At 62.5% G+C, this 24,435-nt stretch carries 22 protein-coding genes; 8 read left to right on the plus strand and 14 right to left on the minus strand.

Annotation, left to right across the window (positions count from 1 at the left end; genetic code table 11):
* Positions 1-94: 94 nt before the first annotated feature.
* Entirely contained in the window at positions 95-1,774 is a 1,680-nt protein-coding gene (locus FHR70_RS11105; protein ID WP_183449993.1) for a M10 family metallopeptidase, read from the plus strand.
* A gap of 291 nt (positions 1,775-2,065) precedes the next feature.
* Here the strand turns inward: FHR70_RS11105 and FHR70_RS11110 are convergent, their stop codons facing one another.
* The 8 genes from FHR70_RS11110 to FHR70_RS11145 form a co-directional block, all read right to left on the minus strand.
* On the minus strand, positions 2,066-3,355 hold the full coding sequence (locus FHR70_RS11110) for an NAD(P)/FAD-dependent oxidoreductase (RefSeq protein ID WP_183449995.1): 1,290 nt from the start codon (positions 3,353-3,355) through the stop codon (positions 2,066-2,068).
* A gap of 10 nt (positions 3,356-3,365) precedes the next feature.
* A complete protein-coding gene (locus FHR70_RS11115) occupies positions 3,366-3,863 on the minus strand; it encodes a GAF domain-containing protein (RefSeq protein ID WP_183449997.1) in 498 nt (165 codons plus the stop codon).
* Positions 3,864-3,906: 43 nt separating this feature from the next.
* Entirely contained in the window at positions 3,907-5,718 is a 1,812-nt protein-coding gene (locus FHR70_RS11120) for an ABC transporter ATP-binding protein (RefSeq protein WP_183449999.1), read from the minus strand.
* Positions 5,719-6,025: 307 nt separating this feature from the next.
* Positions 6,026-6,568, minus strand: a complete 543-nt coding sequence (locus tag FHR70_RS11125) for an MOSC domain-containing protein (RefSeq protein WP_183450001.1) — start codon at positions 6,566-6,568, stop codon at positions 6,026-6,028.
* Positions 6,569-6,605: 37 nt separating this feature from the next.
* Positions 6,606-7,055 carry a DUF488 domain-containing protein gene (locus FHR70_RS11130; RefSeq protein WP_183450003.1) on the minus strand — a complete coding sequence of 150 codons (450 nt, stop codon included), beginning with the start codon at positions 7,053-7,055 and terminating at the stop codon, positions 6,606-6,608.
* 9 nt (positions 7,056-7,064) lie between these two features.
* A complete protein-coding gene (locus FHR70_RS11135; RefSeq protein WP_183450005.1) occupies positions 7,065-7,640 on the minus strand; it encodes a cyclase dehydrase in 576 nt (191 codons plus the stop codon).
* 11 nt (positions 7,641-7,651) lie between these two features.
* A complete protein-coding gene (locus tag FHR70_RS11140; RefSeq protein WP_183450007.1) occupies positions 7,652-8,824 on the minus strand; it encodes a zinc-dependent alcohol dehydrogenase in 1,173 nt (390 codons plus the stop codon).
* A 115-nt stretch (positions 8,825-8,939) separates the two neighbouring features.
* Complete coding sequence (locus FHR70_RS11145) at positions 8,940-9,386, minus strand: NUDIX hydrolase (protein ID WP_183450009.1); 447 nt, start codon at positions 9,384-9,386, stop codon at positions 8,940-8,942.
* A 194-nt stretch (positions 9,387-9,580) separates the two neighbouring features.
* Between FHR70_RS11145 and FHR70_RS11150 the strand changes: the two genes are divergently transcribed.
* The 5 genes from FHR70_RS11150 to FHR70_RS11170 all read left to right on the plus strand — a co-directional run bounded on the left by FHR70_RS11150 (position 9,581) and on the right by FHR70_RS11170 (position 15,791).
* Positions 9,581-10,375: an inositol monophosphatase family protein gene (locus FHR70_RS11150; protein WP_183450011.1), complete on the plus strand. Its 795-nt coding sequence runs from the start codon at positions 9,581-9,583 to the stop codon at positions 10,373-10,375.
* Between the two features lie 124 nt (positions 10,376-10,499).
* Positions 10,500-11,546: an ABC transporter substrate-binding protein gene (locus FHR70_RS11155; RefSeq protein WP_183450013.1), complete on the plus strand. Its 1,047-nt coding sequence runs from the start codon at positions 10,500-10,502 to the stop codon at positions 11,544-11,546.
* A gap of 113 nt (positions 11,547-11,659) precedes the next feature.
* Complete coding sequence (locus FHR70_RS11160; RefSeq protein ID WP_183450015.1) at positions 11,660-13,846, plus strand: ABC transporter permease; 2,187 nt, start codon at positions 11,660-11,662, stop codon at positions 13,844-13,846.
* Positions 13,847-13,851: 5 nt separating this feature from the next.
* Positions 13,852-14,955, plus strand: a complete 1,104-nt coding sequence (locus FHR70_RS11165) for an ABC transporter ATP-binding protein (RefSeq protein WP_183450262.1) — start codon at positions 13,852-13,854, stop codon at positions 14,953-14,955.
* 176 nt (positions 14,956-15,131) lie between these two features.
* Entirely contained in the window at positions 15,132-15,791 is a 660-nt protein-coding gene (locus tag FHR70_RS11170; RefSeq protein ID WP_183450018.1) for an HAD family hydrolase, read from the plus strand.
* A 3-nt stretch (positions 15,792-15,794) separates the two neighbouring features.
* Here FHR70_RS11170 and FHR70_RS11175 read toward each other — a convergent pair whose 3' ends face one another.
* Entirely contained in the window at positions 15,795-16,193 is a 399-nt protein-coding gene (locus FHR70_RS11175; RefSeq protein ID WP_183450020.1) for a winged helix-turn-helix transcriptional regulator, read from the minus strand.
* A gap of 103 nt (positions 16,194-16,296) precedes the next feature.
* On the opposite strand from FHR70_RS11175, the gene FHR70_RS11180 reads away from it, so the two are divergent.
* On the plus strand, positions 16,297-16,893 hold the full coding sequence (locus tag FHR70_RS11180) for an NADPH-dependent FMN reductase (RefSeq protein WP_183450022.1): 597 nt from the start codon (positions 16,297-16,299) through the stop codon (positions 16,891-16,893).
* Between the two features lie 74 nt (positions 16,894-16,967).
* On the opposite strand, the gene FHR70_RS11185 is transcribed toward FHR70_RS11180, so the two are convergent.
* The 5 genes from FHR70_RS11185 to FHR70_RS11205 form a co-directional block, all read right to left on the minus strand.
* Entirely contained in the window at positions 16,968-18,131 is a 1,164-nt protein-coding gene (locus FHR70_RS11185; protein ID WP_183450024.1) for an iron-containing alcohol dehydrogenase, read from the minus strand.
* Positions 18,132-18,142: 11 nt separating this feature from the next.
* The gene (locus FHR70_RS11190; RefSeq protein ID WP_183450026.1) at positions 18,143-19,534 is read right to left on the minus strand and encodes an aldehyde dehydrogenase family protein; all 1,392 of its coding nucleotides are present in this window, start codon (positions 19,532-19,534) and stop codon (positions 18,143-18,145) included.
* 72 nt (positions 19,535-19,606) lie between these two features.
* Entirely contained in the window at positions 19,607-20,977 is a 1,371-nt protein-coding gene (locus tag FHR70_RS11195) for a glutamine synthetase family protein (protein ID WP_183450028.1), read from the minus strand.
* Positions 20,978-21,037: 60 nt separating this feature from the next.
* Positions 21,038-22,573: an amino acid permease gene (locus tag FHR70_RS11200; RefSeq protein ID WP_183450030.1), complete on the minus strand. Its 1,536-nt coding sequence runs from the start codon at positions 22,571-22,573 to the stop codon at positions 21,038-21,040.
* 63 nt (positions 22,574-22,636) lie between these two features.
* Positions 22,637-23,425, minus strand: a complete 789-nt coding sequence (locus FHR70_RS11205) for an N-formylglutamate amidohydrolase (RefSeq protein ID WP_183450032.1) — start codon at positions 23,423-23,425, stop codon at positions 22,637-22,639.
* 125 nt (positions 23,426-23,550) lie between these two features.
* On the opposite strand from FHR70_RS11205, the gene FHR70_RS11210 reads away from it, so the two are divergent.
* A complete protein-coding gene (locus FHR70_RS11210) occupies positions 23,551-24,435 on the plus strand; it encodes a MurR/RpiR family transcriptional regulator (protein ID WP_343058785.1) in 885 nt (294 codons plus the stop codon).

Consider the following 24,435-nt stretch of genomic DNA (forward strand, 5'->3'; position numbering starts at 1 on the left):
AGATAATCCTTCAAAGAGCAATTCGACTTGCCTCAAGCGCCGAGCCACGCGCGGGACATCTCACCTCTCCATCTATCTTTGAAGTCTGTTCAAAATGCCTGCTGTCGAGACCTATAGCACAACCGGTAATGTTTATATCGATTCCATTCTTGGCAACCTTAAATGGGTGCCGAGCGACCTGACATACAGCTTCCCGACCAGTGCAGGCGCTTATGGCACGCTTTATGGAGACGGCGAGACAGCTAAGGGCTTCGGGTCCTTCAACGACACGCAGCAAGCAATCACGCGGTCGGCCTTGACGCTTTTCTCATCCGTGAGCAACCTGACGTTCCAGGAAGTCGCGGGGGCGAGCGCATCGTCAGCTGATCTGCGCTTTGCGCAATCGGATGTGCCGGGAACCGCATGGGCCTACTTCCCGACGACTGACGCAACCGGCGGCGATGTGTGGGTCAACAATTCCAGCCGGAACTATGCAAGCCCTGCCAAGGGCAACTACGCCTATCTCACCATCGTGCATGAGATCGGGCACGCTCTCGGGCTCGAGCATGCCCATGAGGGCAACATGCCGCTCGATCGTGACAGTATGGAATATACGGTCATGAGCTACCGCTCATACTCCGGAGCATCGACCAGCACGGGTTACATGAACGAGACATGGGGCTATGCACAGTCCCTGATGATGTACGACATCGCCGCTCTCCAACATATCTACGGCGCGAACTATCAGACGAACAGCGGCAGCACGACGTATTCATGGAGCCCGACAACCGGCGAGATGTTCGTCAACGGTGCCGGCCAGGGCGCTCCCGGCGGCAATCAGGTTTTCCTGACCGTCTGGGACGGTGGCGGCACGGACACGTACAGCTTCACCAACTACACGACGGCTCTGACGATCGACCTTCAGCCAGGCGCGTGGAGCATCACCTCGCAGGACCAGCGGGCCAAGCTCCACTGGAATGGATCCAAGATCGCTACCGGCAACATTGCCAATGCACTTCTCCATCAAGGCGACACGCGCGCTCTTATCGAAAATGCCTATGGCGGCTCTGCCAATGACACCATCAAGGGCAACGTCGCGGGCAATGTTTTGCGTGGCAATGCCGGCAACGACAAGCTCTATGGTCTGACCGGCAACGACGTGCTGGTCGGCGGCAGCGGGCGTGACGTGCTGAGCGGCGGATCGGGCACGGACACAGCGAGCTACAGCACCGCGAAGGCTCGTGTGGTGGCGGACCTTCTGACTACAAGCAACAATCGAGGAGATGCCGCAGGCGACTCGTACTCCAGCATCGAGTCGATCATCGGCGGTTCCTACAGCGACACTCTTCGCGGCAATGGCTTGGCCAACAATATCAGCGGCGGCTCCGGTGGTGACACGCTCTATGGGAGGGCCGGGAATGACGTGCTGAATGGCGGCACCGGCAACGACAAGCTCTACGGAGAAGGCGGGAAGGATCTGCTGATCGGTGGAGTTGGAGCGGACACGTTCGTCTTTTCCTCTTCGTCTCACACACGGATGTCGTCTGCAGACACGATCAAGGATTTCCGTCGCGGCTCCGATCACGTCGATCTGCGCGGCATCGATGCCAACACGAAAGTTGCAGGCAACCAGGCATTCACCTTCATCGGAAAGAACGCTTTCCATGGAAAGGCTGGGGAACTGCGGTTCGCCGACGGTATCGTCGCGGGTGACACGAACGGAGACAAGACCCCCGACTTCGGTATCAAGATCGCCGAGCTATCGGCTCTATCCAAGGCCGATTTCTACCTTTGATGATTGTTGATACAGAGTATCTGATAAGGCCTATGGGCTCAATCTATTGGCTGAGCCCACATGCACAGAAACCCTCTATTAACTATCTGGACAAGGCTCAAGCTTAGGCATATTCCCAGTGAAATATCTTTCGGCTCTTGGGGAAGCACGATGGATCGCTCGGGAAAGCGCCACCCTGCCAATGACGCATTGGCCTATCTAATGAACCTGATAGGGCTTGCCTTCAGCATCAGCTGCCTTTGGGTTGTCGCCTCCGCGGCCAAGATGTGAGGTGGCCCTGCTTCCGCTCCATCAGCGGGAACGCAATTCCTTGGCCGCGTCGGCAGCCTGATAGCTCCAATAGGTGAGTTGAGCCGCGGCCCGCCCCAGAACGCCGCCATTCCATGTGAGGCCGAAGGGTGCAAAGAGACGGTAGCGCTCGCTCTCACCGGTAATCCCTTCCGAAATCACCGTTCCCCCAATGGCCGTGGTGTTCATCCCGTGGCCGCCGAAAGCAGTGCAGTACCAGACACCCGGCTCGAGTTGTCCGATCTGGGGCATCAGATGCCGGGCATAGGCCATGAGCCCCGACCAGGCGATCTCGACCTTCAGGTCGGCAAGCTGCGGGTACGTCGTCACCATCTCGCGCCGCAGCAGGGCCGCGATGTCTCGCGGGTCCGTCGTGCGGGTGGTGATGCGCCCGCCCCAGAGAATGCGGCTGCCGTCATCGACGAGGCGGTAATAATCCCCGGCCCGACGATCGTCGAGGATTGCGGCACGCGTACGGATGGCGCTCTGCACCCGTTCAGGCGCATACTCCGTCAACAGCACGTAGGTGGCAATCGGCAGGAAGGCGCGCTTCAAGGCGGGCAGCACGGCGCCCGTATAGCCGCCCGTAGTGAACACCACATGCTCGGCCGCAATCGCGGCGTCATTCGTCCGAATGGTCTTCCGAGCGCCCTCAAGGTCGATGGAAGTGACCGCGGAGCTCTCATGGATCGCCGCGCCCAGGCGCGCTGCTTCACGGGCGAGCGCGCGTCCGTAGTTCAACGGGTGGAAGTGAAACGCGCCCTCATCGAGGATCGCCTCCTGGTATTTCGGGGAGACGAAGAGGCTTCTCACCTCGTCCCGATCCAGGTAGCGCAGGTTCAGCCCGAACTCGCGCTGCTGGCTCTCGCAGGCAGCCTGCAGAGCGCCGCGCGAGTCGTAGCGCAGCGCCTTCGCGATGCCGGGAACGAGTTTGGCATCCGCGATGCCGAGTTCGCCGATGGTGCGGCGGACGATCTCGACGCCCTCCATCGACAGGCAGAAGAACTCTTTCGCTTGGTCCTTCCCTACCCGCCGCTGGATAGACGAAAGCCCCGTTGCGTAGCCCGCCGAGACGAAACCGCCGTTGCGCCCTGAAGCACCCCAGGCCACCCGCTGCGCCTCGAGCAGCACGACCTTTCGCCCACTGCGGGCAAGCTTCAGCGCCACAGTCAGTCCGGCGAGCCCGCCGCCGATGATGCAGACGTCCGCCTCGATCCGGCCGGCCGCAGCCGGATAGGTCTCCGATGTTGCCGCGGTGCGGCTGTAATAGGTGTCGATATAGGCGGACGACATGCTGGCCGGGTTAGAGCGTCATCTCGGTGGCCGCGAGGAAGATCTGCACGAGCTGTTCGCAGCCCTCACGATCCTCGTCATCGAAGCGGTTCGGGTTGGGGCTGTCGAGATCGAGCACCCCAAGAACCCGGCCATCCTTGACGAGCGGAACGACGAGTTCGGAGCGGGAAGCGCTGTCGCAGGCGATATGGCCCGGAAAGGCATGAACATCCGCCACCACGATGGATTCCCGGCGTTCCACCGCTGTGCCGCAGACCCCGCGTCCGACCGCAATGCGCACGCAGGCTGTCTTGCCCTGGAAGGGACCGAGCACGAGCTCTCCCCCACGCATGAAGTAGAACCCGGCCCAGTTCAGATCCGGCAGGAACTGAAAGATCAGCGCGGACATGTTGGCCGCATTGGCGATCATGTCCCGTTCACCTTCCAGAAGGCCGGTGAGCTGCTGGGCAAGCGAGGCATAGAAGTCCCGCTTGTTGTCGGAGATGGGGATGTCTTTGACTTCGAACATGCGGTTTTCCTTATGATTCTCAGGATCCCTTGTCCAGATCCTCCTACTCGGCCGCCATGTCGGGCCGGTGAGCCCTGGAGAAATCGAGGCCCTGATGGTCGCAGAGGCGGCGGTAGAGCCCGCCCTTGCGGTAGAGGCTGTGATGATCCCCCTCCTCCACGATCCGCCCCTTGTCGAAGACGAGGATGCGGTCGAGAGCGCGCACCGTCGAGAGGCGGTGGGCGATCACGATGGAGGTGCGGCCCACCATGAGCCGCTCCATGGCCTGCTGGATCAGCACCTCCGACTCCGAGTCGAGGGCGGAGGTCGCCTCGTCCAGGATCAGGATTGGCGCGTCGGCTAGAAACGCGCGGGCAATCGCCACACGCTGACGCTCGCCGCCCGAGAGCTTCACGCCCCGCTCGCCCACGAGGGTGGAATAGCCTTTCGGCAGGCTCATGATGAAGTCGTGCGCATTGGCGAGCCGCGCCGCACGCTCGATCTCCGCCATGCGGGCTCCGGGCCGGGCATAGGCAATGTTCTCGGCCAGCGTGCGGTGGAACAGGATCGGCTCCTGCTGCACGATGGCGATCTGCGAACGGAGCGACGCCTGCTGCGCCTCGGCGATGCTTTGGCCGTCGATGCGGATCTCGCCGCCCGTGACATCGTAGAGCCGCTGGATTAGCTTGACCAAGGTCGTCTTGCCAGATCCGGACGGGCCGACGAGGCCGACGCGCTCACCGGCCTGAACCGTCAGCGACAGGTTTTGGTAGAGCGGCGTGTCGTGCCCGGCATAATGAAACGTGACGCGGTCGAACGTGACCTCTCCGCGCTCGATGCGGATACGCCGCGCATCGGTACGATCCGGCACGCCGATGCGTTCCCGGTGGATCTCGACGAGCTCCTCCATGTCGTTGACCGAGCGGCGCAGGTTGTTGATGTGCATGCCGATATCGCGCAGGTAGCCGTGGATCACGAAATAGGTCGTGAGCACATAGGCGAGATCGCCCGGTGTCGCGCGGTTGTCCCACCACAGCCAGATGGCCGTGCCGATGATCGCCGCGCGGATGCCGAGCAGCGCAATGAATTGCACCGTGCCGCTGTTGGTCCCACGCTGCCAGAGGCGGCTTGTGCGCTTCTGCCACTTGTTCAGCACCCAGGTGAGGCGCGCGTCCTCCCGTGTCTCCGCGCCGAAGGCCTTCACCACCGGGTTGCAGCTCAGGGCATCAGCCAGCGTGCCGCCGACGCGCGTATCCCAGGCATTGGCGAGCCGCGCTGCCGGCGCGACATAGCGGGTGGCGAGCCCAGCCGTCATGACGATGTAGATCAGCGCGCTCGCCCCGATGACGATCCCCATCACGGGCCAGCGCAGCCCGAGCACGATCATCGATCCCGCAAGCACCGTCAGCGAGGGCAGGAGTGCGAGCAGAAGGGTGTCGTGCATCAGGTCGAGCGCCCACATGCCGCGGGTGATCTTGCGTACGGTCGATCCGGCGAAGGAGTTCGCGTGCCAGTCGGTGGAGAAGCGCTGCACGCGCGCGAAGGCATCCTGCGCCACGCGGCCCATGACGCGCAGCGTCAGCTCCACGATTCCGTAGAAGGCAAGATGGCGCATGACGATCATGAGAAGGCCAAGCCCCGTCATGAACGCGAACGCCATGAGAGCGGCATGCAGCGCATCGTCACGGCTGTCGCCACCCATGGCGATGGCATCGACGAGCCTACCGGCGAAAACGGGCATGAACACGTCGGCCAGCGTCGAGACCATCATGGTGACGACGATCAACACCACATAGCGCGGCTCTTCGCGCCAGTGGCGGAACGTGAATTTCAGGACGTCACGGGTTGCGTCCCCGCGTTTCTTCTGCTGGTTCATAGCAACGAACAGGTGACGCCTGATGCGCGCACCTCTCCCGGAATTTCGAGGAGCGACAGGAGGAACGGCAGCTCACAGCGTTCGGCGTCGCTCGATGATCAAGGATTTGGGAATCTGGGTAAGGTTTGCCGGGCCTTGGAGCCCCGCCTGGTCCAGCCTAGGATTTCGGCCGGGACGCGGGAGGAACGTTCAGCAAGCATACAAAAGCCATGCAGTCCTCCCTCTCTAGAATTGAAACCTGTGCGCAAAGTAGTGCAGTTCGTCCAACTTGGCAACCGCGGTTTTGTTTCATTGCTCTCCAGCGGAATTATACGACTTCGAGCGGCCGGCGCGGACCTGCCGGCAGCTCGACCCGGATTGCGTCCCCAGGGCGGACTTCCCCACCCTCAAGCACAATTCCCATGATGCCTGACTTGCGGATGACGTTACCCTGCTCATCCTTGCCCAGCACCGCCTTCATGAGACCTTTCTGGAACCTGTCGATCTGGACGCAGGGATTGCGTAAGCCGGTCACCTCAATGACCGCATGCTCACCGAGAAGCAGCCGGGCTCCGGCCGGCAGGCTCAGAAGATCGATGCCGCGGGTCGTGACGTTCTCGCCCATCTCGCCGGCCGCAACGGCAAAGCCTTTGCCATCAAGTTCGTCGAAGAGCTCCGACTGGATGAGATGGACCTGCCGCAGATTCGGCTGAGTGGGATCCTTGGCCACCCGCGATCGGTGCTTGACGGTGATGCCGAGATGGGCGTCGCCTTCGATCCCGAGTCCGGCCAGCAGGTGAATGGAGTCCTGGTTCGGCTTGCTGAAGCTGTGGCTGGAGCTGCGGCTCACGGCCGTGACGATTGCCTTCATGAATGCCCCACTCCCCTGCGCTTCCTGCCTTGTAGCGTTAGAGGACCGTGAGATCCACCGTTTCGAAGCCCCTCTCGGCAAGGCGCTGAGCCAGCACCGTGCGATGGCAGTTGGCGGGATCACGCTCGAAGCACAACAGGCAGATCGGCTGTGCTTGAGCCAAAGCTTCCAGCTCGCGAAAAGCCTCTTGAGCCGGCTTGGTCGCCAGAACCTCGTCGCAATAAATCCGGCGCATCAGATCGCCGTCGCCGGCACGGGCCGCCTGACGGCCTTCCTTCGGCGTTCCGAGCTTGATGAAATGCTCATAGCCGATGCCCTGATGCGCCAAGGCCTCGCGCAGGGCGGATTTCGAGAACCCGCGCTTGCGAGAGAGCGCGACGGCGCGTACGTCCGCCAGGGTTGCAACCCCTGCGTCTTTCAAAGTGGTGAGGAAGCGGTCGACATCCGCTCCCTCGTACCCGATCGTGAAAACCTGCGGCTTCGCCATACCGCCAGGTTACATGGACGGCTGAGGATGTCGAGGCGGCTCCGGTTGGGTATAGGGCCGCATGGCCTCGGGCGTGCGGAAGTCCCGCGGCACCTCGAAGTCCCGCGCTGCACCGTGGCTCCGCTCGATTCCGCCTGGATAGCCGGTGCGGTCGGAATAATCCTGCATCGGCGGGAGCGGATGCGGGCTCTCGCGGCTGAGCGTCTGGGCGCAGTAGACGTCGAGGGCCGTCACGCCGGCCACAGCCGCCATGGCGATGCCGACATTCCCCTTCTTCGGGTTTCTGCCCTCAAGGGCCGTTGCCAGCGTCGCCAGATCGAGCCCGTCGCCCGCCACACGTCCCCAGATCCAGGGCGTCGGATCCTTGGAAGCCAGGATGCCGATGCCGGTCGCGATCTCGCGCACGCCGTAGCCTGCGATCAGGCCCTCCTGCCCTTTCATCCCGAGCACCCGCGCCAGGGCGCGCGGTGCTGCAATCTCGGCGATGCCGAGGGCGATGGAGAAGATGCCAAGACCACGGGCCAGGGTGTCGGTGGCCGTGTCGGCATGGCCACGGCGGCGCGTTCTTTCGGTTTCGTAGCGCATGATCTCACCTGTCAGGGTTTGAGGACGACCTTGATGCAACCGTCCTGCTTGTCGCGGAAGATCTTGTACATGTCAGGCCCTTCATCGAGTCCCACCGTGTGGGTGATGACGAAGGACGGATCGATCTGTCCCTCCTCGATGCGGCGCAGGAGATCGTCGGTCCACCGGTTCACATGCGTCTGGCCGGTCCGGATGGTCAGCCCCTTGTTCATGATGGCGCCAAACGGAATCTTGTCGAGAAGACCACCATAAACGCCGGGCACCGACAGCGTGCCCGCCGGGCGGCAGACATAGGCCATCTCGCGCAGCACGTGCGGACGGTCGGTCTCCATCATGGTCGCCTGCTTGACGCGATCATACATGGCATCGACCGTGCCGGCCGCATGCGCCTCCATGCCGACAGCGTCGATGCACTTCTCAGGGCCTTTGCCGTTGGTGAGTTCGTTGAGGCGCTCGATCACGCTCTCCTCGTCGAAGTTGATCGTGATCGCACCGCCGGCTCTCGCCATGTCGAGGCGCTCGGGAACGCGGTCGATGGCGATGACCTGCTTCGCGCCGAGCAGGATCGCACTGCGGATCGCCATCTGGCCGACAGGGCCGGCACCCCAGATCGCCACCGTGTCGGTCGGTTCGATGTCGCATTGCACCGCGGCTTGCCAGCCGGTGGGGAAGATGTCGCTGAGGAAGAGCAGCTGTTCATCGGACAGCGTGCTGGGCACTTTGATGTGGGTCGCGTCGGCGAAAGGTACGCGCAGATATTCCGCCTGCCCGCCTGCATAGCCACCGGTCAAATGCGTGTAGCCGAAGAGACCCGCGGTGGCGTGCCCGAAGGCCTTTGCGGCGATATGGCCATTGCGGTTCGTTCGTTCGCAGACCGAGAAGTTGCCGCGCTTGCACTGGTCGCACTCGCCGCAGATGATGGTAAAGGGGATCACCACCCGGTCACCGACCTTCAGCTTACCCTTCGATTCCGATCCGACTTCGACCACCTCACCCATGGTCTCGTGGCCCATGATGTCGCCCGACTTCATGCCGGGCATGAAATGGTCGTAGAGGTGTAGATCCGAGCCGCAGATGGCGCAGCTCGTCACCTTGATGATCGCGTCGCGCGGATGCTCGATCTGAGGATCGGGAACCGAATCGCAACGGATATCGGTGGTGCCATGCCAAACAAGCGCCTTCATCGACGTCTCCCTCACTGTCTGGAAAATGGCCGAGCTACACCGCTCAACCGCCTTCGTCACAGGAAAGACTTCTTGAAGGGCTTTGCGTTCCCTGAACGGCCGCAAAAACTGCTGCCTACCCCGTCCGGGCAACGGGAGTGAGGTGCTTGGGCAGGCTTCGGATCAGGTCGGCAAGTGCCGGCTCCAGCACTTGGTGGGCTGCCTCCTCGACCTCGAACCACTGCGCCTGACGCTGCCCCTTCTCGCGCCATGACTTGAGCTGCTTGGACACCTCGAGCGGATAGACATTCACCTGACACAGATCGAAATGTGCGGCCCGGCGCTTCCAATAATCGTAGGAGCCGAGGGGCTTGTTCTTGATCTCGCCCTTGACGCCTGCTTCCTCCTCGGCCTCCTGGGCCGCCGCCTTGTGGGGCTTCTTGCCCTTCATGGGCCACCCCTTCGGAATCAGCCAGCGCTTGGTCTCGCGTGACGTAACGAGAAGCACTTCGACCCTGCCCTCTCGGATACGAAAGGGCAGCGCAGCGACCTGACTGAGTTTTTCTTTGGGGAGCTGAGACATTCGACGAGAGTAGGATTCCTATCGGGTAAAATTGTAACGTAGATGATTTGAGCCGGCTAAGAAAGGACCTGAGCGAAACAATATGAGGACATTGTTGCCATCGGCCTCATACGATTCTCCATCCTCTCAAAGCTGCATGACGGGCGCATAACAATGCAGGCCCCGCTTTTGATCCAGAAGGACACGCTGCCCCTATGACGACCAACGGTCTGGACATGAGATTTGCCGCTGCCTGCGCCATCGCGCGCGAGGCCGGCGTGCTGGCGCGCAAGCGCTTTCTGGAGCGTCCCCGCTCGCAGCGGCCCGACTTCAAGGGACCCCAGGACTTTCTCACCGCCACGGATGCGGAGGTGGAGGAGTTGATCCGGACCCGCCTGAGCGCCCTGTTCCCGGAGGATTCGTTCTTCGGCGAGGAAGGCGGCGGCTCTTTCGAGCGTGACGTGTGGGTAGTGGATCCCATCGACGGCACGGCGAATTTTGCCCGCGGCATCCCGCATTTTGCCATCTCCATCGCGTTCGTGCGTGATGGTCGCGTCGAGATCGGCGTGATCTACGATGTGATGCATGCGGAGCTCTACACGGCCCAGCGCGGGCGCGGCGCCATTCTCAACGGCGAGCCGATCCGGGTCAGTGGGCTGGCCGACATGAATCAGGCAACCGTGGAAGCCGGCTGGTCGCCGCGCCTGCCGCCCGAGCCCTACATCGCCGTCGTCGACAAGCTGAAGACGGGCGGTGCCAATGTACGTCGCGCCGGCTCAGGGACGCTCGGCTTGGCTTATGTCGCGGATGGGCGCATCGACGCCTATTGCGAGCTTCACATCAACTCCTGGGATGCTCTGGCCGGCCTTTTGATCATCGAGGAGGCAGGCGGCTGGACCAACGATTTCCTGGCCAAGGACGGCCTTCGCAAGGGCAATCCTGTCCTCGCCTGCACGCCGGAACTGGCGACTGCCCTGATGGCGGCCACGGGAATCTCCAAAGAGCCTTGAGCCAGGCATGTTATTCTAAAGATTCACATTTGAATGATTGGCAAGGCTCTTGACCCGCCGCTGCAATGGGGGGAGCTTAGCCGGCCAAGCAACAATGATAACAATATCAAAACGGGAGGATAGAATGAAACTGAAGAAGACCTTTGCTGCGGCGACCATGCTGGCAGGCACTATGACGGCTCTGTCCTTCATGTCCGCCGGAGCCGCCCAGGCCCAGGGCGAGCTCGTCATGTATTGCGGCGTGCAGGAGGAATGGTGCCGCGCCATGACCACCGCCTTCGAGCGCGAAACCGGCATCAAGGTTTCCATGACCCGCAAGAGCGCGGGCGAGGTTTACGCCCAGGTGAAGGCGGAAGCTGCCAATCCTCGGGCCGATATCTGGTGGGGCGGTACCGGCGACCCTCATATGCAGGCGGCCGAGGAAGGCCTTACGGTAGAGTATAAATCTCCCAAGATGAGCGAGCTGCAGGATTGGGCGGTGCGCCAGTGGGAACAGTCCAAGCAGCGCACGGTCGGCATCTATTCCGGGGCGCTGGGCTTCGGCTACAACACCGATCTCGCCAAATCCAACAACATCGCGGAGCCGAAATGCTGGGCGGATCTGCTCAAGGCTGAGTTCAAAGACGAGGTCCAGGTCGCGGATCCGAACTCCTCCGGCACGGCCTACACGCTTCTCGCCACGATCGTTCAGATCATGGGCGAGGACAAGGGCTTCGAATACCTCAAGGCCCTGCACAAGAACGTCAACCAGTACACCAAGTCGGGCGCGGCTCCCGCCAAGGCCATGGCGCTCGGTGAGACGACCGCCGGCATTGCCTTCATGCACGATATCGTGACCATGGTGGTCGACAAGGCACCGGTGAAGGTTGTCGCTCCCTGCGAAGGCACGGGCTACGAGATCGGCTCCATGTCGATCATCAAGGGTGCCAAGAACATGGACAATGCCAAGAAGTTCTACGACTGGGCGTTGACGGCAGATGCACAGAAGCTCGGTGCCGACGCTAAGTCCTATCAGGTGCCCTCGAACAAGAGCACACCGATCCCGCCCCAGTCTCCGAAGCTCAGCGACATCAAGCTGATCAACTTCGACTTTGCGAAATACGGCTCCTCGGCGGAGCGCAGGCGTCTCCTGTCCAAGTGGGATAACGAGGTGAAGAACCTGCCGAAATAGTCGGCGCGGATCACCTTCGGCGAGGCAGCTCAGGCCTCGCCGAAGGCTTCATTTTTCAGATTTGATCGAATGACAGCCGGTCTCTTCGCCGGCCATGAGGCGGGATCATAAAGATGTCACGGGCAACCCTTGGCTGGATCGTTCTGAGCTGGGTCGGATTTGCCCTCCTGCCCTGGTATGGCTTCGAGCGTTCGGCCACTCCCACCATTGCCGATTACTTCATCAGCGGATCGGCCCTCGTTCATGGTCTCCGCGGCGCCTGGTGGCTCCTGCCGATCCTTCTGCCGCTCGGCATGGCCTTGGTTCCCGTCGTATGGCCTTCGTCACAAGACCGGGGCAGCTGGCTGGTCGCGTCGGGCGCTGTCGGTCTCGCTCTTATCGTTCTTCAGGGCTTCACGATCGGCCTGAACGGTTGGACGATGGACGTCCTGAAGGTCTTTGGGGATCCCGGCCCCCACCAGGCTGGCATGGGCTATGGCGCAGCCCTTACCTCAGCGTCGTTCCTCATCATTCTCTGTCATGGTCTTGCGGCGCGCGGCTGGTGCCGCGGTGATGCTTTCGTCACCTCATCCATCGGCGTCGTTATCGCGCTCATCATCGTGTTCGTCTTCTTCCCGGTCTCCACGATCCTGGCAAGCGCATTCGCCGACAACAGCGGCAATTTCGCGCCGTCCGAGTTCGTGACTAAGTTCACCGACAAGTCAATCTGGGGCCTCGACTGCCTGACGAGCGATCTGCGCTGCGGCGTAGCCTGGAACACCCTGTTCCTCGGGCTGCTGGTGGCCTTCGGCACCACGGCTCTGGGTCTTGCCTTCGCGCTCATCGCGACCCGCACCGAATTCCGTTACAAGAAGCTTCTGCGCGTGATGAGCGTCCTGCCCATCATCACGCCGCCTTTCGTGATCGGCCTCGCCCTAATCCTGCTCTTCGGCCGTTCGGGTGCCCTGTCCAGCGTCCTCTGGGAATGGTTCGGCATTCCGCGCTCGCGATGGATCTACGGCCTACCCGGTGTATTCATTGCACAGCTCCTGGCGTTCACGCCCATCGCCTTCCTCGTTCTCATCGGAGTCGTGCAGGGCATCAGCCCAACCCTGGAGGAAGCCTCGCAGACCCTGCGCGCCAAAAGCTGGACGACCTTCTGGACCGTGACGCTGCCGCTCATGCGTCCGGGCCTCGCCAACGCATTTCTGCTCGGCTTCGTCGAAAGCCTTGCCGATTTCGGCAACCCTCTGGTGCTCGCCGGCAATTACGAGGTGCTTTCCACCAAGATCTTCTTCGCGGTCGTCGGCGCGCAGCAGGATCAGGGCCGAGCTGCCGTGCTCTCCATCATCCTGCTCGCCTTCACGCTCGGCGCCTTCTGGCTGCAGCATGCCTGGCTCGGCAAAAAGGTCTACACCACGGTGACGGGCAAGGGCGATTCAGGCATTCCGCTGCCACTGCCGCGGCGGGTCGCGCTGGCCTCCTATCTCACGGCCATTCCATGGGCGATCTTCACGGTGGCCGTGTACGCCATCATCGTCGTGGGCGCCTTCGTCCGCTCCATGGGCCGCGACTACACGCCGACGTTTGAGCATTTCGTCACCGCCTTCCGCGTCGAGCATGCTGATTGGGGCCTCTATTTCTCGGGCTCGGCCTGGAATTCGTTCTTCGCTACCGTGAAGGTGGCTGCACTGTCGGCGCCGCTCACCGCTGCCATCGGCCTGCTCACGGCCTATCTCCTCACCCGCCAGCGCTTCTCCGGCCAACGCTCCTTCGAGTTCGGCACACTCTTGAGCTTCGCCATTCCCGGCACGGTGGTAGGCGTGTCCTACATCCTTGCCTTCAACGTGCCGCCGATCGAGATCACCGGAACGGGCTTCATCCTGGTGATGTGCTTCGTGTTCCGCAACATGCCTGTGGGCGTGCGCTCCGGCATCGCCACCTTGAGCCAGATCGACAAGAGCCTTGACGAAGCCTCCCTCACCCTCGGCGCCCGCTCGTCCACCACCATGCGACGCGTGGTGCTGCCGCTGCTGCGGCCGGCCATCGTGGCCTCGCTGGTTTATTCCTTCGTGCGCGCCATGACGGCTGTGAGCGCCGTAATCTTCCTCGTCACCGCCGAGTACAACATGGCCACGACCTATATCGTCGGCCGCGTCGAGGCGGGCGAGTTCGGCCTTGCGATTGCCTATTCCACCGCGCTCATCATCGTCATGCTTCTCGCCATCGTGGCGATCCAGCTCATGGTCGGCGAGCGGCGCCTTGGGCGCCGTTCCGCGAGCGCCGCTCCCTCCCCCGTTGCCGTGCAGGCGGTTCCATGAACAAAATGTCCTCCATCCATTCCCTCTCCCGCCCCGCCGCATCCAAGAAGCAGGCCGCTTCGGTTGAATTCCGCAACGTGACGAAGCGCTATGGCACCGTCACGGCCGTGGACGACGTCTCCTTCACGATTGAGCCCGGCCAACTCGTGACCCTGCTCGGCCCTTCCGGCTGCGGCAAGACCACGACTCTGCGCATGATCGCAGGGTTGGAAATGGCAAGCGAAGGCCAGATCCTGATCGGCGACAGGAACGTGACGAACCTCTCCGCCGCCGACCGGGACGTGAGCATGGTGTTCCAGTCCTACGCGCTCTTCCCGCACATGTCGGTTCTGGAGAACGTGGCTTATGGGCCGACAGTGCAAGGTGTCCCGAAGAAGGATGCCTACGCGATGGCGATGGAGAAGCTCGAACTGATCGGCCTGAAAGGCCTCGAGAAGCGCGCGCCGTCGGAACTCTCCGGCGGGCAGCAGCAGCGTGTGGCGGTGGCGCGGGCGCTCGTGCTGGAGCCGCAGGTTCTGCTCTTCGACGAGCCGCTGTCCAACCTCGATGCCAAGCTGCGCCGGCGCGTGCGCGAGGATATCCGCGAGCTGCAGCAGAACCTTAATCTTACCGTGGCCTACGTGACCCACGATCAGGAGGAGGCGCTTGCAGTCTCCGACCACATCATCGTCATGTCAAATGCCCGCATTGCCCAGACCGGTTCGCCGCGCGAGCTCTACGAGGAGCCGGCGAACCTGTTCGTCGCCGACTTCATCGGCGACGCCAACATCATCACCGGAGATCTCGCAAGCATCGCCGGACCGACCGCTCAGGTGAGGATCGGCGGCCTGAGCCTTCAGCTGCCTCATCGCGGAGCGAGCCAAGGCCCCGTAAAGCTGGCTGCGCGGCCTGATGCGATCCTGCTCGATGAAACCGTTCAGACCGGATCCTTGGCCGGCACGGTGCGCAAGGCATCCTATCTCGGCACGCAGGTTGAGTACGATGTGGAGAGCCCGATCGGAGACCTGTTCGTTGTCCAGTATGGACGCAAAGAGGTGATCGTGCCCGGCACTCCGGTTTCAATCTCCTTCGCAACCCAGCGCGGCGTTGCCATCATCCCGGATGCCTGAAGCCGTCAGACGGCACCTTCGGTCCCGGTGCTGCGGCTCGAGAACCAGCATGGGTGCCGCACTTTGCCCGGTCGTAAAATTTCTATAGAGCAGGGTTACATTTCCAATGGGGTGATTTTCCAACCGCGGAGCTTTACTGCCCTGCTGGAATTCTGACCCAATCTAGAGACGATGTGATGCTCAAAGCCTTGATCTTCGATATGGATGGCACCCTGGTGCATAGCGACCCAGCCCACCTGGAGGCCTTTGCCCAGACCCTGGGTCCCCAGGGTATCGTGATCGACGAGGATCTGTATCGCACCTCGATCATCGGCCATACGAATGAATCGATCTTCGCCACCCTCCTGCCTCACCTTCCGGTCGAGGAGCATGAGGTCTATGCCGAGCGCAAGGAGGCTGCCTTCCGGCGTCTCGCGCTTGAGCTCAAGCCCCTGGAGGGCCTGCTCGATCTGTTCGATTGGGCGGAAGCCCGCGGCATCAGGCTTGCCCTCGTCACCAATGCCCCGCTGCTGAACGCAACCCACATTCTCGATATTCTCGGCATTACGGATCGTTTCGAGGTCAAGATCACCATCGATCAGGTCGAGCGCGGCAAGCCGGATCCCCTGCCTTACCTGACCGCGGTCGAGCGGCTTGGCATTCAACCGGAGGAAGCGATCGCCTTCGAGGATTCGCCCTCCGGCATGAGAGCGGCCAAAGCAGCGGGATTGTTTTCCTTCGGCGTGCTTACCGGCCTCAGCGCCGGGGAACTTACCAAAGTCGGTGCTGACAGAACCATCGAGACGTTCCGCGACCGTGCGCTCTGGGAGGTTCTGGAGCGCAGGAACGCAGCTTAAAGGTCAAGCCGCGTCCGAATGGGTCTCGTCGCGTTCGTCGCCTCCCGAATCGAAGCGGCGCCGGGCTGCGAGAATCTCGTCCCGATTCTGGATGGCCCAATCGCCCAAACCCCGCACAGTCTTGAGCAGGGAGCAACCCAGCCCTGTGAGCTGGTAATCCACCCGGGGCGGAATGGTGGGATAAACGGTGCGTGTGACGAGCCCGTCTCGCTCCAAACCGCGCAGTGTGAGGGTCAGCATCCGCTGCGAAATCCCGGTCACCGCCCGACGTAACTCGTTGAATCGCTTAGGCCCTTCACCCATCTGGACCACCACCTGAACACTCCACTTGTCTCCGACCCGTGACAGGATCTCCGTCACGGTCCGGCAATCGGTGGGTACATGGATGTGACTGGGTGACACGAAAGTGCCTCCTTGCGAAAGGCTGCGGAAGTTACTTAATGAGCCTCGGTAACAAAAAGGAACTTAAGCGTTCCTGCCGCCGAATGCAACCGAAGGACATCCCATGAAGCCCAAGCTTCACATCATCATCGCCAGCACGCGGCCCGGCCGGGTCGGCCCGAGCATCGCCCAGTGGTTCAGCGAATACACGGCCGAGCATGGCAAGTTCGAACCTGTGCTGGTGGATCTCGCAGAGTTCAATCTGCCGGTCTTCGATGAGCCCGAGCATCCGATGAAGCAGAACTACCACCACGCTCACACCAAGGCTTGGGCCGAGAGCGTGTCCTCCGCCGACGCCTTCGTGTTCGTGACGCCGGAATACAACTACGCTCCGCCGCCGGCGCTGGTGAACGCACTGAACTACCTGTCGCGCGAGTGGAACTACGCGCCCGCCGGCTTCGTGAGCTATGGCGGCATCTCCGGCGGTTTGCGTTCGGTCCAGGTGGCGAAGCAGATCGTCACCACCCTGAAGATGATGCCGATCCCGGAAGGCGTGCCCATGCCGATGGTGTTCCAGAACCTGGACGAGAACGGCAAGCTCAAGCCCCAGGACATCTACAGGACATCGGCGGCGACCATGCTGGACGAACTCTTCCGCTGGACGGAGGCGCTCCGGTCGCTCAGGGCCGAACGCAAGGCTCCCCTGAAGGCTGCCGCTTAAGGAACGAGAGCCCCAATCAAGCAAAAGGCACCGCTGACATCCGCAGCGGTGCCTTTTCATTCACGCTTGATGGATCAGACCCGACCGGCCAGCGCATCCTCGAAGAGCTTGCGGGCGCTCTCCTTGGTGATCGGGACGGGGTTGCCGCCTGCCGTCGGATCGTTGGGCGCCATCTCGGACATCTCGTCGAAGCGGGCACTGTCGACCTTCAATCCCTCCAGCGTATGCGGCACGCCGAGATCCTTGCGCAGCTGCAGCACCCAGTCGAGGAAAGCCTGGAACGACGGCTTGAGACCGATATAGGCGGCGAGACGCTCGATCCGCTCCTCGATGGCCTTGCGGTTATAGACCAAAACGTAGGGCATGAAGACCGCGTTGGTCAGGCCGTGGTGGGTGTCGTAAAGCGCGCCGGTCGGATGCGAGAGCGCGTGGATGGCACCCAATCCTTTCTGGAATGCGGTCGCGCCCATGGCGGCGGCCGACATCAGCTGGGCTCGGGCTTCGATGTCCTTGCCGTCCTTGTAGGCGCGCGGCAGGTATTCCTTCACGAGGCGGATGCCCTCCACTGCGATGCCATCCGCCATCGGGTGGTAGCCCGGCGCACAATAGGCCTCGATGCAATGAGCCAGCGCATCGAGACCCGTGCCGGCCGTGATGTGGGGCGGCATGCCCACTGTCAGCTCCGGATCGCAGATCACGATCTTCGGCATCATCAGCGGGTGGAAGATCACCTTTTTCGTGTGCGTCGCCTCCTGCGTGATCACGCCGGCGCGACCCACCTCCGAGCCCGTGCCGGCGGTCGTCGGCACGGCAATGATCGGCTGAATGCCGCTCGGATCCGCGCGGGTCCACCAGTCGCCGATATCCTCAAAGTCCCACATGGGGCGCGTCTGGCCCGCCATGAAGGCGATGACTTTGCCGGCATCGAGCGCCGAGCCGCCGCCGAAGGCGACGACGCCGTCGTGCTTGCCGGCCTTCAAAGCCTCAAGACCTTTATAGACGTTCGTCTCGACCGGGTTCGGCTTGATGTCGGAGAAGATCGCTGCCTTCAGGCCAGCAGAGATGAGCTGATCGAGCGCGGCCTTCGTCATGGCTTGAGTGGCGAGGAATGGATCCGTCACGATGAGCGGCGCCTGCATGCCTACGGATTTGCAGGCCTCTGCCAGTTCGGAGATGCGGCCTGCGCCGAAGCGGATGGCGGTGGGGTAGTTCCAGTTGGAGCGGGGAGACGTGGTCATGATGCTTTCAATCAGATCTGGCGGAGATGGTAGGATTTCGGACGGGTGAGCGACTCGTAGGCCAGCCGCGACAGGCTCGCGCCACGGCCCGTATCCTTCACGCCCGTCCAGGCAAGCGCGGGATCGAGATAGTCGCAGCGGTTCATGAACACGGTGCCGGTCTCCAGCTTCTCGCCGATGGTTTCCGCCGCATCGACCTCGGAGGTCCAGATGGCAGCCGAGAGACCATAGGGCGAGTCATTCATGAGGCGGATCGCCTCCTCGTCGCCCTTCACCTTCATGATGCCGACCGTGGGGCCGAAGCTCTCCTCGCGCATGACGCTCATGGAATGATCAACATTGGTGAGCACCTGTGGGGCGAGATAGGCGGTGTTGCCCACATCGGCCGCGAACTTCTTCGCATCGATATGCGCCTTCGCGCCTTTGGCTACCGCTTCCGCGTTCTGCTCGCGCACAAGATCGGCGAAGCGTTTATGCGCCATGGGGCCCAGCGTCGTCGCCTCGTCGAGTGGGTTGCCGAGCACGTACTTGTTCACGAGATCGACCGCGCCTTCGACGAAGCGGTCGTAGTGCTTTTCGTGCACATAGATGCGCTCGATGCCGCAACAGCACTGGCCCGAATTGAAGAAAGCCCCGTCCACGAGGTTCTCGATGGCGTGATCGAGATTGGCGTCCTCGCGCACATAGGCCGGATCCTTACCGCCGAGTTCGAGACCGAGCGAGGTGAAGGTGCCGGCTGCCGCGCGCTCAATGGAGCGACCGCCGGAGACGGAGCCGGTGAAGTTGCAGTGATCGACGAGGCCGTTGCCCAGTATGCGGCTCGTCTGATCGTGGCTGAGATGGAAGTTCTGGAACAGGCCTTTCGGCATGCCGGACCGGTCCATCGCCATCTGGAAGCGCTCACCTGCCAGCACGGTTTGGGAAGCATGCTTCAGCAGCACCGCATTGCCGGCCATCAACGCCGGCACGATGGTGTTGATGGCGGTGAGATAGGGGTAGTTCCACGGCGCGATCACCAGCACGAGACCCACGGGCTCGCGCTTGATCATGCGGCGGAAGCCCGGCTTCTCGTCATCGGCCGGAATGGGCCTCAGGCTCTTCTCGGCGATGCCGATCATGTAGCGCGCCCGCTCCTCGACGCCGCGGAACTCGCCGCCATAGCGCACGGGACGGCCCATCTGCTGGGCAATCTCCGGCACGACCTCCTGGTTCATGGCAAGCAGCGCATCGAGAAAGGCGGACACCTTGCTCGCGCGCTCCCCAATGGTGGTGTTCCGCCACGATTTCTGCGCCTCGCGGGCAGACGTGATCGCCGCATCGATAGCGGCCTCGGACATGATCGGGCGACGGACGAGTTCGCGTCCGTCAACCGGGGAAATACAGATGATATCGGTATCAGCCATGGTGTGATGTCTGAAAGACCATGAACCCGGCAGGCCATGGTCCTCTCCTGTGCTTGAGTCTCAAAAAGGCTTTTAGATGATCTCGAAGTAACGGGCGAGCTGCCAATCGGTGATAGCCTTGCGCGCCTCGCGCTCCTCCCATTCGCGGGTTGCAGCGTAATGCTCCACGAAGGTGTCGCCAAAGAGCTGTCGCGCGGCCTGCGAGCTCTTGAGCCTCTCGGCCGCCTCGCCGAGGGAGCGCGGCAGGGCCCGCTCCTTCGGGTGCTCGACCGCATAGGCGTTGCCTTGGATGGGCTCGCCCGGATCGATCCGGTTCTCGATGCCCCACAGGCCGGAGCCGATGGCGGCAGCGAGCGCGATATAGGGATTGATGTCGGCCGCCGCGACCCGGTATTCGACGCGCTGCGACTTCTCGGATCCGGGAATGACGCGAAGCGCCGTGGTGCGGTTCTCCACGCCCCAGGCGGAATCGGTGGGGGCCCAGAAGCCGGGGATCAGCCGCGTGTAGCTGTTCACCGTGCAAGCCACCATGGCGAGGATCTCGGGCATCAGCTTCTGCTGGCCTCCCACGAACCAGCGCATGGTTTCCGACATGTTGTGCTTAGCCTGCGGATCGTAGAAGGCACCCTTGCCAGTGTTGAGATCCTTGAGCGAGGCATGCAGATGGCCGGACTGGCCGGGCCAATCGCGCGACCACTTGGCCATGAAGGTCGCCATCCAGCCGCGGCGCTGGGCCAGGATCTTGGTGTAGGTCTTGAACAGAGCCGCCTTGTCGGCTGCATTCAGCGCGTCGTCGACGCGGATCGCAGCCTCCAGCACGCCGGGGCCGGTCTCCGTGTGCAGTCCCTCGATCTCGAAATCCATCCTTTTCCCGAGGTCGAGAAGCTCGTGGTAGAAATCTGCGTGCACACCGGAGCGGAGCACCGAATAGCCGAAGAAGCCTGGCGTGATGCTCTTGAGATCGCGGTAGCTCTTCTCACGCACGGAGTGCGGGGTTTCCTCGAACAGGAAGAACTCGAACTCGGCTGCGGCCGAGACCGCAAAGCCCATGTCCTTAGCCTTCTTCAGCACCCGCCGCAGCACACCCCGCGGGCAGGCCGCCTCCGCATAGCCCTCGAACTCGGCGAGGAAGAACGGCAGGTCGTCCTCGAAGGGGGTGAGCCGCATGGATTCGGGGATCACCCGCGCCGTCGCATCGGGATAGGCGGTATGCCAGCCGGTGAGCGTGGTGTTGTCGTAGAGCTGATCGTTGGAGTCCCAGCCCAGCACCACGTCGCAGAAGCCGAACCCCTTTTCGAGGGCGGACTCGAACTTGTCGCGGGCCATGTACTTGCCGCGCATGATGCCGTCGACATCCGTGAGGCCGATCTTCACGAAGGGAAGATCGCGGCTGCGCACGTATTCCATGGCATCGGCGGCGTTCTTGATTTTGGGAGCGTCCATACGAAAAACCTTGACCGCAATTGGAGAAAGGGAGCGCGCAGACTGCGCGCTCCCGAAGGGTTAGTAGGACTTGTACTCGCTCTCGCCCTTGGTGAGCGCGAACTCCTCCTCCGGCGAGAGGATGAGCTTGTGCCGCCCGACCAGCAGGAAGTAGGCCATCATTACCGCATAATAGACGGCAACGCCGATAACGGCCGTACGGAAGACCGAGTCGGTGAGCTGGAAGTAGAGCGTCACCGCCGCGATCACCATGCAGGTGACAGCACCCGCGACACCGAACGGGCTCTTGTAGGGCCGGTGCAGGTTCGGGAACTTCCTTTTCAGCACGACATAGGACATGCCCTGCATAAAGTAGGCCAGCATCGCGCCCGCCACCGCCATGTTCAGCAGCGTGCCGCCGATGACTGTCGCACCCGCCTCGGCGCCTGCCGAGAACCAGATGATCATCATCACCAGGAGGCCCAGAACCGCGCCTGCGATAAGGGCCACGTGAGGCGTCTTGCGCTCGCCGTGCGTCACCGAGAGGAAGCTCGGGAAGTACCCTGCCCGCGACAGCGAATAGATCTGCCGGCCGAAGGCGAAGATGATCGTGTGGAACGAGGCGATGAGGCCGATCACGGCAATCGCCGCCAGAATCTTCGCGATATCCGTGCCGAACAGGGTCCGGAACCCGTCGAGCAGCGGCTCGCCGGATTTGCCGAGGCCCACCGCACCCGGTGCGATGCCCGTGTTCAGGAACAGCACGAGGAACGCGGAGGCGATCAGCGTCAGAATTCCTGCGATGATGCCTTTGGGCATGTCCCGCTGCGGATCGTGCGACTCTTCGGCCGACAGCGGCAGTTGCTCGATTGCGAGGAACAACCAGACTGCGAAGGGCAACGAGGCCAGGATGCTGCCGATGCCTAAGGGCAGGAAAGGCCCATTGCCGCTTGGAAGCTCTGCGCCATCGGGCCCGATATTCAGGGCCCAGCGCGAAAAGTCGAACTGGCCGGAGAACAGGACCGAGATATAGAAGAAGCCGAGCACTGCAAGCGCCGCCACCGTGACGCCCACCGTGACCTTGAACGAGAGCTCGACACCAATGATGTTGAGGCCGACGAACAGCGCGTAGCACAGCACCCAATAGACCGGCTGGAAGGCTGGTGCCGTCTCGAAGATCGCCGACAGATACGAGCTGATGAAGAACACGATCACGGCCGGTGTCAGCACAAACTCGATGTTCTCGGCAATGCCTGTGATGTAGCCCGCCCAAGGCCCCATGGAAGTGCGGGCGAAGGAATAGGCGCCGCCCGTATGCGGCAGGGCCGGCGACATCTCGGCGAGCGAGAAAGTGAGGCCCAGATACATGATCGCGATGATGATGGTGGCGAAGAACATCGCCCCAAAGCCGTTGGCGAGGCCGAGATTCCAGCCCGAATAATGGCCCGAGATCACCGCGCCGACCCCGAGCGCCCAGAGCGACCAGACACGTGCGTGGCGCTTCAGGCGCCGGGCTTCGAAATAGGTTTCGTCGACCGTGGTGTAGGTGACGCCGGCGGCATTCTGCACCCCGGCTGGCGGGGCATGAACACCGGGATTTCCTTGTCCGACTGACATTGAGTTGATCCTCCAAGAAGTTCTGCTTCTCGAGTCATGGCACGCCTTGCGCCATGCCCGTCATCAGAGCGTCCGTGCCCCCTCCCTCAAAAGCGGCGCCAGACGGTGTGACCACGACGCCTGTCCGTCTTGTGTGCGGATCAGGTCGTTGCGGATTTCGATCATCAGCGGAGGCAGGCCACGTTTCTCAGCGTGGCGCTCCAGGGTGTGGAACACCCGGTCCGCTGGCGAATAGGGTTGGTTCATGCCGACGACGAGCGCCGGATCCTGCCTCAATCCAGCTTCGACATAGCGGGCATAGCGCTTGTCGCGATCAAAGATGAGACCGATCTGCCAAGGCCTCGGCACATCCCGGTAGACGGGCGTGAAGGAATGGATGGACACGACGGCGCCAAGCTGGCCCGCTGCCATGCGCGCATTCGCAAAGGCATCGACCGCATTGTGGAACGCGTCGTAGACCTCACGGGTGCGATAGGCCCGCTCCTCCTCGTCGAGGTCGAGATTGCCCGGGATGGTGGTGCGCTCGCTCAGGGTCCAGATCGAATCCGGCGCGGACGGATCGCGGTTGAGGTCCAGCACCAAGCGCGAGACGGTGGCGTGGATCAGCGGCGCATCGAGGAGCCGTGAGAGCTCCTTCGCCACTCCGAGGGCGCCGGGATCCCAGGCGATGTGGCTTTCGAGTTCGTCGTCCCCGAGGCCGAGCGTGCCGTATCGGGCAGGCAAGCGATTGGACGCATGTTCGCAGATGAGCAGGATGGGCGAGTGCCCTTGCGGGTTCTCAATGGCGGCGACCGGCTGCTCTGCCGTTGCGGCAGAGGATCGATCCGCTGTCACCCGACTCGCCTGCGTCATGCGGTTCTCCGTCAACCTACCCAAAGGCAGGGATTGTCCCCGGTTGAACGCTTGATACGTTTCTTATGAAATTCTCAGGTTCTGAAATTTCTGATACAGCTTTTCGAAACCGTCAAGGAGGGGCTGTGAATCAATCCGGCATGCGTGGCGACCGCCGCTCTCCAAAGGACCCGCCGAGCCTCGCCGAGCGCATTCGGCTCGAGATGGAGTCCTTCACGCCCAGCGAAAAGCGCGCCGCCCACCTGCTCCTGAGCCATTATCCCTTCGCCGGTCTCGATACCGTTGCGGAATTCGCCACGCGAGCCGGAATCTCCGCGCCTTCAGTGCTGCGCTTCGTCACCCGGTTGGGGTTTGGCGGCTTCCCGGATTTCCAGAAGCACCTGCGGGAGGAGCTGGAGGCCCAGCTGCTCTCGCCGCTCGCCAAGGCCAGTCCCTCCGACAAGAGCCAAGGGGCGCCGGCGCTTGCTTCCTTTGCAGAAGCAGTGATCGGAAACCTGAAGGCAACTGTGGACAACATTGCACCGGCCGAGTTCGACGCGGTGGTGACGCTCCTGTCCGATTCGCGCCGGCATATCCATTTCACGGGCGGGCGCTTCACGGGCGCCCTCGCGCGTTACGCGGAAAGTCACTTCCGCATCGTGCGCAGCCATGTGGACTTCATCGAAGGCCAACCTGCCCTCTGGCGCGACCGGGTGATCGAGATCGGACGGAAGGACGTGGTCGTCGCCTTCGACATCCGCCGCTACCAGGAGGATGTCACGGCACTCTGCGAAACGGCCGCGAAGCAGGGAGCGACGGTCGTCCTTCTGACGGATCCGTGGCTCTCCCCGATCGCCCGCGTGGCGCGGCACGTGCTGCCGGCTCACATCATCGCTCCGTCCAATTGGGATTCCTCGGCAGGCCTGTTGCTTCTGACGGAGGCGCTCGTCGCGGCGGTCACCAAGCGCCTGTGGGACACCGCCAAACCACGCATGGAGGCGGTGGAGCGGCTGAGGAACGAGAACTCCTAG

This window comes from Microvirga lupini (genome assembly GCF_014191055.1).
GTDB lineage: Bacteria > Pseudomonadota > Alphaproteobacteria > Rhizobiales > Beijerinckiaceae > Microvirga > Microvirga lupini_A.

Bases quoted from the DNA above. Each gene is read 5' to 3' on its own strand.
- FHR70_RS11105 (WP_183449993.1), top strand. From the start codon at position 95: ATGCCTGCTGTCGAGACCTATAGCACAACCGGTAATGTTTATATCGAT.
- FHR70_RS11110 (WP_183449995.1), bottom strand. From the start codon at position 3,355: ATGTCGTCCGCCTATATCGACACCTATTACAGCCGCACCGCGGCAACA.
- FHR70_RS11115 (WP_183449997.1), bottom strand. From the start codon at position 3,863: ATGTTCGAAGTCAAAGACATCCCCATCTCCGACAACAAGCGGGACTTC.
- FHR70_RS11120 (WP_183449999.1), bottom strand. From the start codon at position 5,718: ATGAACCAGCAGAAGAAACGCGGGGACGCAACCCGTGACGTCCTGAAA.
- FHR70_RS11125 (WP_183450001.1), bottom strand. From the start codon at position 6,568: ATGAAGGCAATCGTCACGGCCGTGAGCCGCAGCTCCAGCCACAGCTTC.
- FHR70_RS11130 (WP_183450003.1), bottom strand. From the start codon at position 7,055: ATGGCGAAGCCGCAGGTTTTCACGATCGGGTACGAGGGAGCGGATGTC.
- FHR70_RS11135 (WP_183450005.1), bottom strand. From the start codon at position 7,640: ATGCGCTACGAAACCGAAAGAACGCGCCGCCGTGGCCATGCCGACACG.
- FHR70_RS11140 (WP_183450007.1), bottom strand. From the start codon at position 8,824: ATGAAGGCGCTTGTTTGGCATGGCACCACCGATATCCGTTGCGATTCG.
- FHR70_RS11145 (WP_183450009.1), bottom strand. From the start codon at position 9,386: ATGTCTCAGCTCCCCAAAGAAAAACTCAGTCAGGTCGCTGCGCTGCCC.
- FHR70_RS11150 (WP_183450011.1), top strand. From the start codon at position 9,581: ATGACGACCAACGGTCTGGACATGAGATTTGCCGCTGCCTGCGCCATC.
- FHR70_RS11155 (WP_183450013.1), top strand. From the start codon at position 10,500: ATGAAACTGAAGAAGACCTTTGCTGCGGCGACCATGCTGGCAGGCACT.
- FHR70_RS11160 (WP_183450015.1), top strand. From the start codon at position 11,660: ATGTCACGGGCAACCCTTGGCTGGATCGTTCTGAGCTGGGTCGGATTT.
- FHR70_RS11165 (WP_183450262.1), top strand. From the start codon at position 13,852: ATGTCCTCCATCCATTCCCTCTCCCGCCCCGCCGCATCCAAGAAGCAG.
- FHR70_RS11170 (WP_183450018.1), top strand. From the start codon at position 15,132: ATGCTCAAAGCCTTGATCTTCGATATGGATGGCACCCTGGTGCATAGC.
- FHR70_RS11180 (WP_183450022.1), top strand. From the start codon at position 16,297: ATGAAGCCCAAGCTTCACATCATCATCGCCAGCACGCGGCCCGGCCGG.
- FHR70_RS11185 (WP_183450024.1), bottom strand. From the start codon at position 18,131: ATGACCACGTCTCCCCGCTCCAACTGGAACTACCCCACCGCCATCCGC.
- FHR70_RS11190 (WP_183450026.1), bottom strand. From the start codon at position 19,534: ATGGCTGATACCGATATCATCTGTATTTCCCCGGTTGACGGACGCGAA.
- FHR70_RS11195 (WP_183450028.1), bottom strand. From the start codon at position 20,977: ATGGACGCTCCCAAAATCAAGAACGCCGCCGATGCCATGGAATACGTG.
- FHR70_RS11200 (WP_183450030.1), bottom strand. From the start codon at position 22,573: ATGTCAGTCGGACAAGGAAATCCCGGTGTTCATGCCCCGCCAGCCGGG.
- FHR70_RS11205 (WP_183450032.1), bottom strand. From the start codon at position 23,425: ATGACGCAGGCGAGTCGGGTGACAGCGGATCGATCCTCTGCCGCAACG.